This window comes from Amphritea atlantica (genome assembly GCF_900111095.1).
GTDB classification, from domain to species: domain Bacteria; phylum Pseudomonadota; class Gammaproteobacteria; order Pseudomonadales; family Balneatricaceae; genus Amphritea; species Amphritea atlantica.
The window spans coordinates 54284-69614 of record NZ_FOGB01000002.1 but is presented as its reverse complement, the minus strand read 5'-3'; the positions used below and the strand labels follow the sequence as shown (position 1 = coordinate 69614).

The window sequence follows — 15331 nt, the reverse complement described above, 5'->3', positions numbered from 1 at the left end:
AGAGTTATGTGTGGAATAGTAGGGGCGATTGCTGGCCGGAATATTTCAGCGATTCTGCTGGAAGGCCTTAAACGACTCGAATATCGGGGCTATGACTCTGCGGGTATGGCCGTTTTAAATAGTCAGACAGGCCAGCTTGATCACCTGAAGCGGGTGGGCAAGGTGGCACAACTGGATGCGGCCCTGACCGGATCGCCTCTGCCGGGTTATCTGGGGATAGCGCATACCCGCTGGGCAACTCATGGTAAGCCGGAACAGCGTAATGCTCACCCGCATCTGTCTGCTGACCGTATTGCTGTCGTGCATAACGGCATCATTGAAAATCATACCGCGTTGAAAGCAGAGCTGGTCGCTGACGGATATCAGTTTTTATCCGACACCGATACCGAGGTGGTGACCCACCTGATCTACCGGGAAGTGATGGCCGGTAAAAGCCTTGAAGTGGCGTTGAAAGAGAGCTTAAAGCGGCTGGATGGCGCCTATGCGCTGGCAGTTATCGATCAGCAGCAGCCGGATCTGCTACTGGCGACCCGCATGGGTAGCCCGCTGGTGATCGGAGTGGGCGTTGAGGAAAATTTTATCGCCTCTGATCCGCTGGCTCTGTTGCAGGTGACTGATCGCTTTATCTATCTGGAAGAGGGGGATGTTGCTGCCATTACCCGCTCAGATATTAAGGTTGAGAGCCTTGCCGGTGAGCCTGTCACCCGTGAGGTGCAGCGCTTTGAGCATGGTCATGATGCGGCAGATAAAGGCCTGTATCGTCACTATATGCTCAAAGAGATCTATGAACAGCCGGATGTGATCGCCCGGGTGCTTGAAGGTCGGATCCATCAGGGACATGTGCTGGAGCAGGTATTTGGCAGCGGTGCATCGGAGCTGTTTGATCAGGTGAAAATGGTGCAGATCGTCGCCTGTGGCACCAGCTATAACGCCGGTGTGGTGGCCCGTTACTGGATCGAAAAACTGGTGGGTATCCCCTGTATGGTGGAGGTGGCCAGCGAGTTCCGCTATCGCAAAACGGTGTGTATGCCTGGCACACTGTTTATCACCATCTCCCAGTCCGGTGAAACTGCCGATACCCTGTCCGCACTGCGGGAGGCGAAAGAACAGAGCTATCTTGGATTTTTGTCTATCTGTAATGTTGCTGGCAGCTCTCTGGTGCGTGAGTCCGATCTGGCGATCATGACCAATGCCGGACCGGAAATTGGCGTGGCGTCAACCAAAGCCTTTACCAGTCAGCTAGTGGTACTGATGCTGACCACCCTGGTGCTGGCGCGCCGCTACGGTTTTGACGATGAGCAGGAGATCGTTGCCCAGCTGGAGCAACTGATTGGCCTCACTGAGCAGGTGTTGGCGCTGGATCCGCAGATTCAGAAAATGGCTGAGCATTTTGTCGATAAACACCATGCCCTGTTTCTGGGGCGTGGCACTATCTATCCTGTTGCCGTTGAAGGCGCTCTCAAGTTGAAAGAGATCTCCTATATCCATGCAGAAGCTTACCCGGCCGGTGAGTTGAAACATGGTCCTCTGGCGCTGGTAGATGAGGATATGCCGGTCGTGGCGATCGCACCGAACAACTCCCTGCTGGAAAAACTGCAGGCGAATCTGGAGGAGGTGCGTGCAAGGGGCGGAAAACTGTTCCTGTTCGCCGATTCCAAAGCCCAGGTGAAACCCGGGAATGATCTCGAACTGATCACCCTGCCGGATGTACCCACGGTGATGGCACCGATTATCTACTCAATACCGCTGCAACTGCTGGCCTATTATGTCGCTTGTCTGAAGGGCACCGATGTGGATCAGCCGCGTAACCTGGCGAAATCGGTCACGGTGGAGTGATGGTTACCTGATAGCGCTGTAATTTTTGTCGTTAGGTTATAGGGAGAGAACCCGAAATACTGACGACAACGAGTCATCTCCGGGCCTGATTTCGAAAAACAGATCGTTTTAGTTTTCAGGCCCTGTCTTTCTGGCGGGTATTTTCTCCCTGCACTAACGTCGTTTTTGTTACCCAATCTGGTTGTCATACGAAAGTATAGTATGGCGGTTTCTGCCATAATCGCCTCCGTTACATGACCGATATCAGGCTGATTCGATCTTTAGCGGTCACGGATGATGTTTCTGACACAACAATAACGATTCCCCGAGCCGTACTATGAAAATTCGTACAAAATTGCTGGCCTTCATTACTGTATCGGTCATTGTGCCAATCCTTATTATCTCTTCATTTTCAATATATGAAGCCAGAGTGACGGCGCTGGATAACTTTGAAACCAGCAGTCGTAAAGAGATCACTCAGATCGATAATGCGTTTACCCTCTTTTTTAAAGCCATTGCCGATAATGTAACTTACGTGGCGGATCTTCCGCTGGTGAAAGATAACAGCTTCAATTTATCCAATTTTCTTAATGGGCCTGGTAGTTTCAAATCACATCTGAGTGCCGGGGGAAAGGAGGCGGAGCTGTTCCGTATTTACGAGAAGTTTGGTCAAACCCATCCCGGGCTGGCTTATGTGTATTCCGGTCGTGCTGACGGCGGTTACATTCAGTGGCCTGATGTTGCCATGAAAGATGCGTACGATCCCCGTCCCCGTCCGTGGTATAAAAAAGCACTGGAGCATCCTGGTGAGGTAGTGCGTACCGAGGCTTATTACTGGGCGGGTGACGACGCCACCTTCGTCGGTACCGCTAAGACGATTACTGACAGTTCAGGCAAGGTTATCGGGGTGCAGTCGATGGATGTCTCTGTAAAACAGCTGACGGAGATTGTGCAGCAGATCAAAATTGGTGAGCGTGGGCATATCCTGCTGATTGAAGACAACGGCACGGTGTTAGTTGATCCACTCTTTCCCGAGCATAACTTTAAAAAAATCGATGAGCTGAACAGCCCGCTGTTTAAGCAACTGGCATCGGTGGACTCTGGTTTACTGGAGGTGGAGCGAAACGGCGAACACTATCTCGCCAAAGTGGTTAAATCCTCTGCACTGGGATGGCGTTTTGTGGCGTTGGTACCCTCCAGTGAGGTTTATCAGACGGCCAATAATATTGCCTGGTTATCGCTGGTTATCGCCGCGCTTCTGATAGCACTGTTTATCATCATCGGTGCTTTCTTTTCCAAGCTGATTACCCGGCCGATCGACAGTGTGGCTGCGGTTTTGAAAAGCATCGCTGAGGGCGAGGGGGATCTGACTACCCGGTTACCGATCACATCAAATGATGAGGTCGGTGAGTTGTCCCGGTCATTCAATCAGTTTATTGAAAAGCTGCAATCGATCATTCAACAGATTGTCGGCCTGTCGGGTGATCTGAAAACCAGTGCTGATGCCGCAGCAGAGAGCGCCAATAACTCTATGGATGAGGTCAAACTGCAGCAGGATCAGATTACTCTGGTAGCGACATCAGTCGAGGAGATGTCGGCGGCGACGCAGGATATTGCCGCGAATGCTGAAAACACCTCCCATGCCGCCAGTGAAAGTGCCCGTTTTAGTCAGCAGGGTCAGGCGGTAGTGATGAAAGCCCGGGATTCGATTGGTGATCTGGCGGGAGAGGTGAGTACGGCATCGCAGGTCATCCTTAAGCTGAGTGAACACTCACAGCAGATCAACTCGATTCTGGGGACAATTCAGGGAATAGCAGAGCAAACCAACCTGTTAGCGTTAAATGCCGCAATCGAAGCGGCCCGGGCAGGCGACAATGGCCGTGGTTTTGCGGTGGTGGCCGATGAAGTTCGTAGTCTTTCACAAAAAACCACTGTATCCACCGCGGATATACGCAATATGATTGCGACACTGCAGTCAACCATGCAACAGGCTGTATCTATTATGGCCAGCAGTGAAGCGATGGCTCAGAGCTCTGTTGAAGAGGCGAACCAGGCTTATGAACAGCTGATTCTGATAACCGATTCAGTCAATAATATCAGCGATATGTCTGCTCAGATTGCAACCGCAACCGAGGAGCAGAGTATGGTTAACAGTGGTATTGCTGAGAATACCAGTCGGATCAAAATGATTGCCGATCAGATGTTGGAAAATGCCGATACCCGGCTGGCACGATCCCGTAAACTGCATACGCTTTCTGAAGGTATGCATGGCCAGGTAGGGCTGTTCAAAGTCTGAAGCGCTTAAACGAACGCGATACCTCAACAGGGTTATATCGGCGGAGCCGGAAAATGCATCCAGCACTCCACTTCGCCGATATCATAGCCCCGGCAGAACCGGGCACTATTCCTGAACTGATCATTCCGGCAGGTGTCTTAACCATGATGGCGCCGATCATTTATTCAATACCGCTACACAGATGTGAAACATAACCGGGCAGTATTACCGGTTTTTTGTCTGGCATCGCCGGCTTAATCTATTAAGCTGATAATCGATAAATTTTCTTCGCCCGCTTTACGTAGTGATCGCTTGCCTCAAACCATGGGAGAACCGGGGTGACAACATTTTCTCAGTATCGCGCTATGAACCGCTTTGGATTAGGTGCCGGGCCGTTAGATCTGAATGCTGCTACCGCTGATCCTAAGGGGTGGCTGCAGCAACAGCTCGAAGTCGAACAAGATCCGGGCCCTCAGGTTCCTGATGCAGCGACCAGCTTAAGCGCTTTTTATGAGTGGCGTAATGAGAGAAAGCGGCTGATGGGCAGTGAGGAATCTGAAAACAGGGCTCAGGAGCTTACGTTACTACAACGGGGATTAGCAGCGCAGGAACAGAGTAACTTCTTTAAGCGTTTTGAGTATGCAGCACATACCCGAACCCCTTTCAGAGAGCGGCTAGTCCAGTTTTATAGCAATCATTTCAGTGTTTCCCGTAAAGGCAAAAGGATGATTTCGCTGGCCAGTGTTGCTTATGAAAATGAAGCGATTCGGGCGCATCTGGATAGCTCTTTCGCCGATATGTTGCTGGCGGTGGTGTCCCATCCGGTGATGCTGTTTTATCTGGATAATAATAACTCTGTCGGCCCTGGCTCGCCTGCGGGTAAAAGGTCTAAGCGGGGGCTGAATGAAAATTTAGCCCGCGAGATTATGGAGTTACATACCCTGAGTGTTAACGGAGGCTATACGCAGCAGGATGTTCAGGCGTTGGCGAAGATGATTACCGGTTGGGGATTTGGTGGCTATAACAACAGGAACCCGGCTATTAAACAGGGAGAGTTCTTTTTCTATAAACAAAATCATGAACCGGGTCCTCAGGTTTTACTGGGCCGTCACTATGACTTTCAGGGATTAGAGCAGGGCAGAGCCGCATTAATTGATCTGGCGCTGGATCCTTCCACGGCGCGCTTTCTGGCAACAAAGCTGGCAACACATTTTATCTCTGATACCCCTCCGCCTGAGGCTATCAGTATTCTGGAGCGCAGTTTTCTGGACAGCCGGGGCCATCTGCCGACCCTGCACCGTACGCTGGTCAATCTTGAGGCCGCCTGGGACCCTGCGCATAAAAAATTCAAAACGCCTAACGAATACCTTCTGTCGGCGGTCAGGGTCTTTGATCTGCCGTTTAACGGACGTATCAGAAAGCTTATCAGGTCTGGTTTAGTCAACCTGAATCAGCGACCGTTTTTTGCCGGGTCTCCCGCCGGGTGGCCGGATGATACCCGCTACTGGAGTTCTGCCAGTGCTTTGAAAAAACGGATCGAATGGGGACTGGCAACAGGGGCTTCTGCCAATACCGGGCTGCATAAAATTGAGCAGGCCGTTGCAATGCTGCCAACAGATGCGGGTGACTTACAGCTGGCAATGAAGCGGGCAGCAAGTCCGGCACAGGCGGCCGGGCTGATGTTAGCCTCACCAGAATTTCAGTGGAGATAATCATGGCATCAGCAATTAACCGCCGTCAGTTTATAAAAGCCTGTGCTGTTTTAACACTGGGCTTCACGACGCCAATATCCTTTGCTCAGGACCACCGCGATCCCCGTATGGTGGTGCTGATCTTAAGAGGGGGGATGGATGGTCTGGCTGCGGTGCCAGCTTATGGTGATCCAGCTTATCGGTCCGGCCGCGGCAAACTGGCGCTGGGAACGCCAGATACGGTTGAAGGGGTGATCGATCTGGATGGATTCTTTGGTTTAAACCCGGTTTTTGAAAACCTTGCGCAGATGTACGCCGGGCGGGAGGCTTTGTTGTTTCAGGCGATTGCGCCACCCTACGCCAAACGCTCACACTTTTATGCGCAGGATGTGCTGGAAACCGGTCTGACTAACCCTGCAGGCAGTGCAAGTGGTTGGTTATACAGGGCTTTACAAGGTTTAAGTGAAGGCCGTAATCCCGAAAAGTATGGCTATTCTCTGGGGGCAGGCATCCCCCGTATTGTGCAGGGAGCAGTGCCTGTGGGGGCCTGGGCTCCGGATCGGCTACCCGATCCTGATGAAGACACCTTGCAGCGTTTAATGGCGTTATATGAACAGGACAGCTACCTTGGCCCCAAGGTGCGGGCGGGCTTCAACGCGGATGAGATGATTAACTCCATGGGGGGAAAGCTCAGGGGCGGTAACAACCTGAAAACAGTGGCTAAAGCGGCAGCCCGTTTTCTGATCCGTGACGACGGCCCCAGAGTTGCCGTGATGGACTGCGGTGGCTGGGATACCCACGCGTGGCAGGGCACCACAAAAGGCCGTTTGGCGAACCGGTTTCGTGAACTTGATACGGTGCTGGCAGGATTAAAACAGGATATGGGCTCTGTCTGGGATCAGACAGCGGTGGTGATTGTCACTGAGTTTGGCCGCACCGTTGCAGTGAACGGGACGTCCGGTACTGATCATGGTGTGGGAGGCGCGGCCTTTTTGCTGGGCGGTGCGGTTAACGGCGGGCGTGTACAGAGTGACTGGCCGGGACTGGCGAAACAAAACCTGTATGAAGGCCGCGATCTTAAGCCGACGCTGGATATGCGGGCGCTGTTTGCGGGTGTGCTGCATCAGCATATGGGACTGGATCGGGGCTTTATTGAGGAGCAGGTCTTTCCTGGCTACCGGGATCAGGTTAGTGGATTGGTTCGCGCCGGATAGTTCTCCTGATTGTTCTCTGAGTTGTTATGCTGATCCCTACTGTGACATCCGGTTAGCCTAAGGCAGAGCGGTCAATCCCATACTTACGTAGTTTGATATACAGCGTGCTTTTGGCGATATTCAGTTGTCGGGCTGCACGGGTGAGGTTGCCTCCCTGTTCCTGAATCACCCGGCAGATGACCTCTCTTTCCGCCTGATTCAGCGGGTTATCAGTTTCGTCTGCTGTTGCATCCGCTGGCGCGGTAACTGTTGTCGTGCCTGGCTGCAACATCAGGTTTGCCGGAAGGTCTTCGGGGCTGAGTTGTTCCGCATCGGTGAGAAAATAGGCGGCGGTGATCAGATTGCTTAACTCACGGATATTGCCGGGCCAGAGGTGTTTTTCGAGCAGTGACCGGAGTTCAGGACTGATCTGCTTTCTGATCCCACCATGTTGTTCTGCCAGCCCCGCAAGAATATGTTCTGCCAGCAAGACAACATCATCCCTGCGCTCTCTTAACGGCGGAATCGTCAGGGTCATCGACGAGATCCGATAGTAAAGGTCCATTCTGAAGCGTCCTTCAGCAACTTCCTGGGCCAGATCCCGGTTGGTCGCCGCAATCAGGCGGAAATTAACCTTGCGCGGTTGTGTCTCACCGATGCGGCAGATCTCTGATTCCTGCAGTACCCGCAGGAACATCGGTTGCAGATCCAGTGGCATCTCACCGATTTCGTCCAGGAACAGGGTACCACCGTTGGCCGCTTCAATTTTACCCGTCATGCCGCCCCGTCGGGCGCCGGTAAAGGCGCCATCAACGTAGCCAAACAGCTCTCCGGCGAGCAGGTCTCGGGATAAGCTACCGCAGTTAAGGGCGATAAACTTCTGGCTGCTGGCGGGGCTCATCTCATGCATCGCACTGGCGAACAGCTCTTTACCCACACCGGTTTCCCCCTGTAACAACACCGGAATCGGTGCTTTTGCCAGCCGGGCTGCCTGCTGAATCGATTTGATGAACATAGGGTTGCGGCCCACCAGTCTGGAAAAACCGCTGCCGGTATCCTGATTGGCGGCTGGTGGTCCGCTTTTTATCGCAACAGAGGGCGCGCGAGGCGCTGGGAAAGGGATCACTGCAATATAGCCGATCTGTTCCCCCTGATGTATCAGGGGTTCAATCCATTGCGGATCGAGCTGATCGAGGATAGCAGCTGAGCGTTCAGTAAATCGGCCCTCTTCATTGAGTGTGAGTATCGGATTGCTGGGGTTTAGGTCAATTTTAAGGCCGCGCGAGGCGAGTACGCGAACGGCCTGATGGTTAGTACGTACCAGGCGTCCATTCAGATCCAGCAACAGCAGTCCGTCGTTACCCGGGGCTCCGAAGCGATCCAGAGTGACCCCTAACAGCAGATCACGTTTAGCCATCTGTAGTTGTGCCAGCTGCCCCTCAATACGCCGGGCACCGGAAACCGCCAGCGCCAGGCAGTAGTCATGCAGGGTGTTTTTCAGACCGGAGATATTCACCGCCCCGAGTATTTTGTTTTCGAACGGGTCCCGGATCACTGCGGCAGAGCAGGTCCAGTTATTGATGTTTTCGCAGAAGTGCTCAAAGGCATGCACCTGTACTGCCGAGCCAACATTGAGGGCAGTGCCGATGGCGTTGGTTCCGGCCACACTTTCATTCCAGTTGGCACCGGGCACAAGGCTGAAATCATTGGCGAGATCGCGGGTATGGTCATCACCGTTTGAGCACAGAATCATTCCTGAAGGTGCCACCAGATGCATAATGGTGCCGGAATCCGCCAGCAACTCTTTGGCATCCTGCATAATCGGTTCTGAGGCGGAGATCAGTTCGCGGTAACTCTCTTTCAGAGACTCCAGCTGCTGCTCATCCAGTTCGATGGTTTGATTGGCCACCAGCGGATTGACCGAGTCTGACACGCAGCGCTGCCATGAGGCCCGGATCAGCGGGCGCACAGAATCATCAGAGAGTGAGCCCTGACTCAGGAGCGTCTCTCTGGCTTTGGCTATCTTCCGGGGATGCTCAACTGCAGCAGACCCTCGCAGGGTAGTTTTCACATTCGTGGCATTCATAGTTTTATTTTTATAGTTCTTGATGCGTTGTTTTATTCTGAACCTACCGCCAGGGTTTTTCAATTGTCTATTTTTTGTGCGGTTATTCCCCGGATGGATCTTATTCCCCTATCTGCGTCTGCAGTGATTCCGTTGTCTGGATAAGCGTCTGATTAACGGTCGATGACCGACCGATTATCGAACTGTTTATCTGTGCTTTTTCAGTCACATAGGCATATTAAAACTTTAACTTATTGTTTTGTATGGATATTTGTCTGTTGGCATGGCCGGTGCAATTTAACAATCCGATCAGTTGCGGCTGATTGCAGAACTTACACCGGCAGATCTCACCGGGTAAGCAGAAACAATAAAAATAACATGAGGATACGATCTTGAATCAATTAACTAATCCAGTTGAAGTTCTTGGGATAGATGCCGGCGGCACTATGACCGATACATTCTTTGTGCGGGCCGATGGGGAGTTTGTCGTTGGCAAGGCGCAAAGTAATATCAATGAATCACAGGCGGTACTGGAGTCCAGCACTGATGCGCTGGCGCACTGGGACCGTAAGGTTGAGGATGTATTTCCGGAGATGGTCACCTGTGTCTTTTCGGGTACCGCCATGCTTAACCGGGTGGTGGGCCGTAAAGGGCTGCGCACCGGTCTGATCGTCAGTAAAGGGTTTGAAGATTTTCATCGCATGGGACGGGCGATCCAGAGCTATCTGGGTTATGCCTTTGAAGACCGGATCCACCTGAATACCCACCGTTATGATGAGCCACTGGTGGATATTAAGGATACCCGCGGGGTGACCGAGCGGGTGGATTCTCAGGGCAATGTGGTGATTGCCGTGCGTCTGCATGAAGCCCGTGAAGCGGCCCGGGAACTGATTGAACAGGGCTGTCAGGCGATCGTTATTAGTCTGCTCAGTTCCTATCTCTACGAAGACCATGAGAAAGCGGTGCGCGATGCCTGTAAAGAGGTTGCCCGCGAAATGGGTGTGGATATTCCGGTATTCGCATCGGTGGATTACTACCCGGTACGGAAAGAGAGCCATCGCACCAACACCACCATTCTGGAAGCTTATGCGGCGGAGCCATCACGGGCAACGCTGGGCACGATTAGTGACAGCATGAAAGCGGTAGGCGGTCAGTTTGACCTGCGGGTGATGGCCAGCCATGGCGGCACCATCAGTTGGAAAGCCAAAGAGCTGGCCCGCTCGCTGGTATCGGGTCCTATCGGCGGGGTTATCGGGGCTAAATACCTGGGTGAAAAACTGGGTTATGAAAACATCGCCTGTTCCGATATTGGCGGCACCAGTTTCGATATGGCGCTGATTACTAAAAACAACTTTGCCATCCATAAAGATGGCGATATGGCGCGACTGGTGCTGTCTCTGCCGCTGGTGGCGATGGATACCATCGGTGCCGGTGCGGGTAGTTTTGTGCGTATCGACCCCCATGCAAATGCGATCAAGCTGGGGCCTGACAGCGCCGGTTATCGTGTCGGCACCTGCTGGCCTGAAGGTGGTGTTGATACGGTGTCTGTCACCGACTGCCATATTATTCTCGGTTATCTCAACCCGGAAAACTTCCTCGGTGGCATTCTCGAGCTGGATGTAGACCGTGCCCGGCGTGAAATTAAACGTCAGATCGCTGATCCACTGGGACTGTCAGTAGAGGATGCGGCAGCAGGTGTTATCGAGCTGCTGGATCTGTCGCTGCGTCAGCATCTGCGGGCGATGATCACCGGTAAGGGTTACAGTCCGACCGATTTTGTCTGCTTCTCTTACGGTGGTGGTGGCCCGGTACACGCTTACGGTTACACCAAAGGGCTGGGCTTTAAGGAAACCATCGTGCCCGCATGGGCTGCGGGCTTCTCCGCCTTTGGCTGTGCCACGGCTGACTTTGAATACCGTTATGACAAGAGTGTTGATATCGGTATCACTGATGAATCGACTCAAGGTGAGATCGCTGACGCCACTACAACCCTGCAGGCTGCCTGGAATGAGCTGCGTGACAAGGTGCTGGAAGAGTTCCGCATCAACGGCTTTAAGGATGAAGAGGTGACGCTGACACCGGGATACTCCATGCAGTATCTGGGACAACTGAACGATCTGGAGATCGATTCGCCGCTGACGGTGCTCTCCGGCGCTGAAGACTGGGATGTGCTGGTGCAGTCATTCAACGATACCTACGCCCGGGTATACGCCGATGCCGCCCGCTCTCCTGAGCTGGGATATGGCATTACCGGTGCGATTATGCGTGGCTCGGTGGTCACTAAGAAACCCAATATCCCAGAAGAACCGGATGCTGGCCCAACGCCCTCTGAGGAATCCCGTCAGGGTACCCGTCCGTTCTATTACGAGAAGGAGTGGGTCGACGCTGACATTTTCAAAATGGAGCTGCTGCAACCGGGTAATGAGGTTAAAGGGCCTGCGGTGATTGAGTCTGATGCCACAACCTATGTGGTGCCACCCGGCTTTGAGACCTTCCTGGACGTGAACCGTCTATTCCACCTGATTGAATCCAAGTAATCCGATAATAAATACAAGAAATTGAGGAAAACAGATGACTATTCAAGAAAAAATAAATGGGGCAGGTACCCGACCAGCCAGTTTGTTACCGAGCGGGCTGACACTGAATGACCATCGTAATCTGATTCTGAAAAGAACGGAAGAGACCGGTCATTATAACGGCCTGGAGACGCTGGAGTTCAAAGAGTCTGACCCGATCGGCTATGAGCGGATCTTCTCCAAGCTGCGTGCCGGGCTGGTTAACTCCCGCGAGGTCGCCAAGAAAATTGCCGCCTCTCCGATTGTCGAACAGGAGGGTGAGCTCTGTTTCACCCTCTACAACGTTGCCGGTGACTGTATTGCCACCTCAACCGGGATCATTATCCATGTGGGCACCATGGGGGCGGCCATTAAATATATGATTCAGAACAACTGGGAAGCTAACCCCGGTATTAACCCCGGTGATATGTTCACCAATAACGACTGTCAGATCGGTAACGTGCACCCCTGTGATATCGCCACTATTGTGCCGATCTTCCACGAAGGCAATCTGATCGGCTGGGTCGGCGGTGTTACTCACGTCATCGATGTGGGTGCGGTAGGCCCGGGCTCTATGTCCAATGGTCAGATTCAGCGCTTTGGCGACGGGGTGCAGATCACCTGCCGTAAAACCGGTGTCAACGATACTCCGCTACGGGACTGGTTGCATGAGAGTCAGCGCAATGTGCGCACGCCGAACTACTGGATTCTGGATGAAAAAACCCGCATTGCCGGTTGTCACATGATCCGTGATCTGGTGGAAGAGACGGTGCGTGAAGAGGGGATGGAAGCCTATGAGAAGTTCGCTACCGAGGTGATTGAGGACGGTCGCCGGGGTCTGGTGAGCCGGATCAGAGCGATGACCATTCCCGGTAAGATCAAAACCGTGGCTTTTGTGGATGTGCCTTATGCCCATGAAGATGTGGCGGTGCCATCACCGTTTGCCAAAGTTGACACCATTATGCATGCCCCCTGTGAGATTACCGTCAAACCGGATGCCACCTGGCGTCTCGACTTTGAAGGTTGCAGTCGTTGGGGCTGGCACACCTATAACGCCAACCCGGTCGCCTTTACCAGTGGTATCTGGGTGATGATGACCCAGTCGCTGGTACCCACCGAGCGGATCAACGATGGTGCCCGTTACGCCACCGAGTTCCGTCTGCCAAAAGGTACCTGGACCAACCCGGATGACCGACGTACCGCCCATGCGGATGCCTGGCACTTCCTGGTGTCCTCCTGGAGCTCATTGTGGCGCGGTATCAGCCGTACCTACTTTGGCCGTGGCTATCTGGAAGAGGTGAATGCCGGTAACTCAAACCCCTGTAACTGGCTACAGGGCGGTGGTATCAACCAGGAGGGCGAGATCCATGCGGTCAACAGCTTTGAAACCGCCGCCTGTGGTACCGGTGCCTGCGCAGTGAAAGATGGTCTGAACCATGCGGCGGCGATCTGGAACCCCGAGGGCGATATGGGGGATATCGAGATCTGGGAACTGGCTGAGCCGCTGCTCTATATGGGCCGCACCATCAAAACCAACACCGGTGGATACGGTAAGTATCGTGGTGGTCTGGGCTTTGAAACTCTGCGTATGGTCTGGGGATCTGCCGACTGGACTATGTTCTTCATGGGCAACGGCTATATGAACAGCGACTGGGGTCTGATGGGTGGCTACCCGGCGGCAACCGGATACCGTTTTGAAGCCCATAACACCGGTCTGCTGGAGCGGATCCAGGAGGGTAAATCACTGCCGCTGGGTAAAGACCGTGATCCGGGCCAGTGTGAGCTTGAGAAGCACCTGGGGCCTGATGCACTGGTGAAACGGGATAAACAGTGTATTACCACCGAAGCGATCTTTGAAAATGGCGATCTCTATCTCAACTATCTGCGCGGCGGCCCGGGATTTGGTGATCCGCTGGACCGTGCTATTGCCGATGTTGAAAACGATCTGAACCAGAACTTCGTCTTGCCGGAGTTTGCCGAAAAGGTCTACGGCGTGGTGATTTCGCAGGATAAGGATGGCACCTGGACGGTGGATGGTCAGAAAACCATTGCCCAGCGTGGCGCGATTCGTAAAGCCCGGATCGCCCGGGGTAAGCCTACCCGTCAATGGATGGAGTCTGAGCGCCAGCGCATTATCGATAAGGATGCTTCGGTGCAGGTGCAGCAGATGTTCGCCTCCAGCTTCCACCTGTCAGAGCGGTTCCTCAATGAGTTCAAAACATTCTGGGATCTGCCGGCCAGCTGGGAGCTGAAAGAGGAAGAGCTGGGTATTCCTATGTTTGGTGCCAAGCATCACATGGACCTGAGCGAACTGCCTGATGTACATCCTGTAATCATGACTGAGCAGTAAAAGATTGACGGAGGGGTGCCCGGCACCTCTCCTGATCACCTTAAAAAGCTATTAACTCAACTCTGAAACTCAGTTCTACAAACTCAAATCTAAAAACAATAAAGAGAGACCGATTATGTCAAATTTCACAAAAAAACAGGTGTCCGATCTGGTTAAAGGCAGCCTCGACTGGGATACCCTGCACATGATGCTGTCCATGCCTAAGGACAAAGAGCGTTATGCCAACTATATGTCCGTATTGCAGGATCAGGTGTCCTGGGACGATAAGATCATCATGGCGTTTGGCCCGCACCTCTATCTGGCCGAAACCACCGCCGATAAAACCCTGGTGACCAAGTGCTCCTGTGGTCATGACTTTGGTGACTACCGCACTAACTGGAAACTCAATGCGCTGGTGTATGTGCGCGATGATGAGGAGAAGATGCAGGAGGTTTATCCAAAGCTGATGGCGCCTGACACCAACTGGCAGGTCTACCGTGAATACTACTGCCCGACCTGTGGTGTGATGCATGATATCGAAGCGCCAACGCCCTGGTATCCAGTGATTCATGACTTCCAGCCCGATATTCCTGCGCTGTTTGACTGGCTGGATCTGCCTGCCCCGGTTAACGCGTAATTGAAGCGGCTTGGATAGGACACACTTCCGGTCGCAGTTGGCCGGAAGTTTTCCTCACCGCGCACATAAGTCACTCACTTTTCCCACCCTCTTAACTAGCAAGGGAGTATCCCATGTCAGATAACAACCAACAGCATCAGGGCGCAGACTCGCCCTTTTTTGCTCTGCAGAAGATCTATGTTAAAAACTCATCCTTCGAATCACCCAACTCAGCCAGGGTGTTCCGCTCAGAGTGGCAGCCCACGGTAACGATGGATCTCAACACAGCCTTTGAGCAGATTGAAGAAGGTCTTTATGAGGTGGTGCTGTCAGTTTCGGTCACGGCGAAAAACCAGGATCAACTGGCGTTCGTGGCAGAGGTTGATCAGGCCGCGATGTTTATGATTTCCGGTTTTCCCGCTCAACAGCAGGCGGAGGCGCTGGGTTCGGCCTGTCCCGCAGTGATGTTCCCCTATCTTCGTGAAACCATTGATCAGTTGATGGTGAAGGGCGGTTTCCCGCCACTGATGATGGCGCCGGTAAACTTCGATGCATTGTATGCCGAGCAGAATCGCAAATCAGCATAACCATCGGGTTATCAGAGAGTCTGTGGGAAACAGCTCTGAAGTACAGGCCATGGAAGGTATCCCTTTTATCTCTGTCGATCGGACCGGGGGAGGCACTCAATGTCAGAAAGCCGACGTCTGTTATTGCTAAACATTCAGTCCCGTAGTCATTTAGCTCAGTGGCAGGCTTGCCTTTGCCGAATGTTGTTGTCGGGTGTGTACCTGC

The 15331-nt window shown here is 53.0% G+C and carries 9 protein-coding genes; 8 read left to right on the top strand and 1 reads right to left on the bottom strand.

The features are described from left to right. The first annotated feature begins 6 nt into the window (after positions 1-6). From glmS to BMY09_RS03520, 4 genes are all read left to right on the top strand, one after another. Positions 7-1836 (top strand): glutamine--fructose-6-phosphate transaminase (isomerizing), encoded by a 1830-nt coding sequence (glmS, locus tag BMY09_RS03535; protein ID WP_091354134.1) that lies wholly within the window; start codon positions 7-9, stop codon positions 1834-1836. A 316-nt stretch (positions 1837-2152) separates the two neighbouring features. Further along, entirely contained in the window at positions 2153-4111 is a 1959-nt protein-coding gene (locus tag BMY09_RS03530; protein WP_091354131.1) for a methyl-accepting chemotaxis protein, read from the top strand. Positions 4112-4428: 317 nt separating this feature from the next. After that, positions 4429-5802: a DUF1800 domain-containing protein gene (locus BMY09_RS03525; protein ID WP_139203128.1), complete on the top strand. Its 1374-nt coding sequence runs from the start codon at positions 4429-4431 to the stop codon at positions 5800-5802. Positions 5803-5804: 2 nt separating this feature from the next. Then, the gene (locus BMY09_RS03520) at positions 5805-6995 is read left to right on the top strand and encodes a DUF1501 domain-containing protein (RefSeq protein WP_091354126.1); all 1191 of its coding nucleotides are present in this window, start codon (positions 5805-5807) and stop codon (positions 6993-6995) included. A 52-nt stretch (positions 6996-7047) separates the two neighbouring features. Here BMY09_RS03520 and BMY09_RS03515 read toward each other — a convergent pair whose 3' ends face one another. Then, positions 7048-9060 carry a sigma-54-dependent Fis family transcriptional regulator gene (locus tag BMY09_RS03515; protein WP_091354124.1) on the bottom strand — a complete coding sequence of 671 codons (2013 nt, stop codon included), beginning with the start codon at positions 9058-9060 and terminating at the stop codon, positions 7048-7050. A gap of 371 nt (positions 9061-9431) precedes the next feature. On the opposite strand from BMY09_RS03515, the gene BMY09_RS03510 reads away from it, so the two are divergent. The 4 genes from BMY09_RS03510 (at position 9432) to secB (ending at position 15126) form a co-directional block, all read left to right on the top strand. Then, positions 9432-11576 (top strand): hydantoinase/oxoprolinase family protein, encoded by a 2145-nt coding sequence (locus BMY09_RS03510; protein ID WP_091354121.1) that lies wholly within the window; start codon positions 9432-9434, stop codon positions 11574-11576. Between the two features lie 34 nt (positions 11577-11610). After that, on the top strand, positions 11611-13944 hold the full coding sequence (locus tag BMY09_RS03505; protein WP_091354118.1) for a hydantoinase B/oxoprolinase family protein: 2334 nt from the start codon (positions 11611-11613) through the stop codon (positions 13942-13944). Between the two features lie 115 nt (positions 13945-14059). Beyond that, positions 14060-14560, top strand: coding sequence for an acetone carboxylase subunit gamma (locus tag BMY09_RS03500; protein ID WP_091354115.1), 501 nt, complete (start codon positions 14060-14062; stop codon positions 14558-14560). Positions 14561-14673: 113 nt separating this feature from the next. Continuing rightward, a complete protein-coding gene (secB, locus tag BMY09_RS03495; RefSeq protein WP_091354112.1) occupies positions 14674-15126 on the top strand; it encodes a protein-export chaperone SecB in 453 nt (150 codons plus the stop codon). Positions 15127-15331 lie beyond the last annotated feature (205 nt).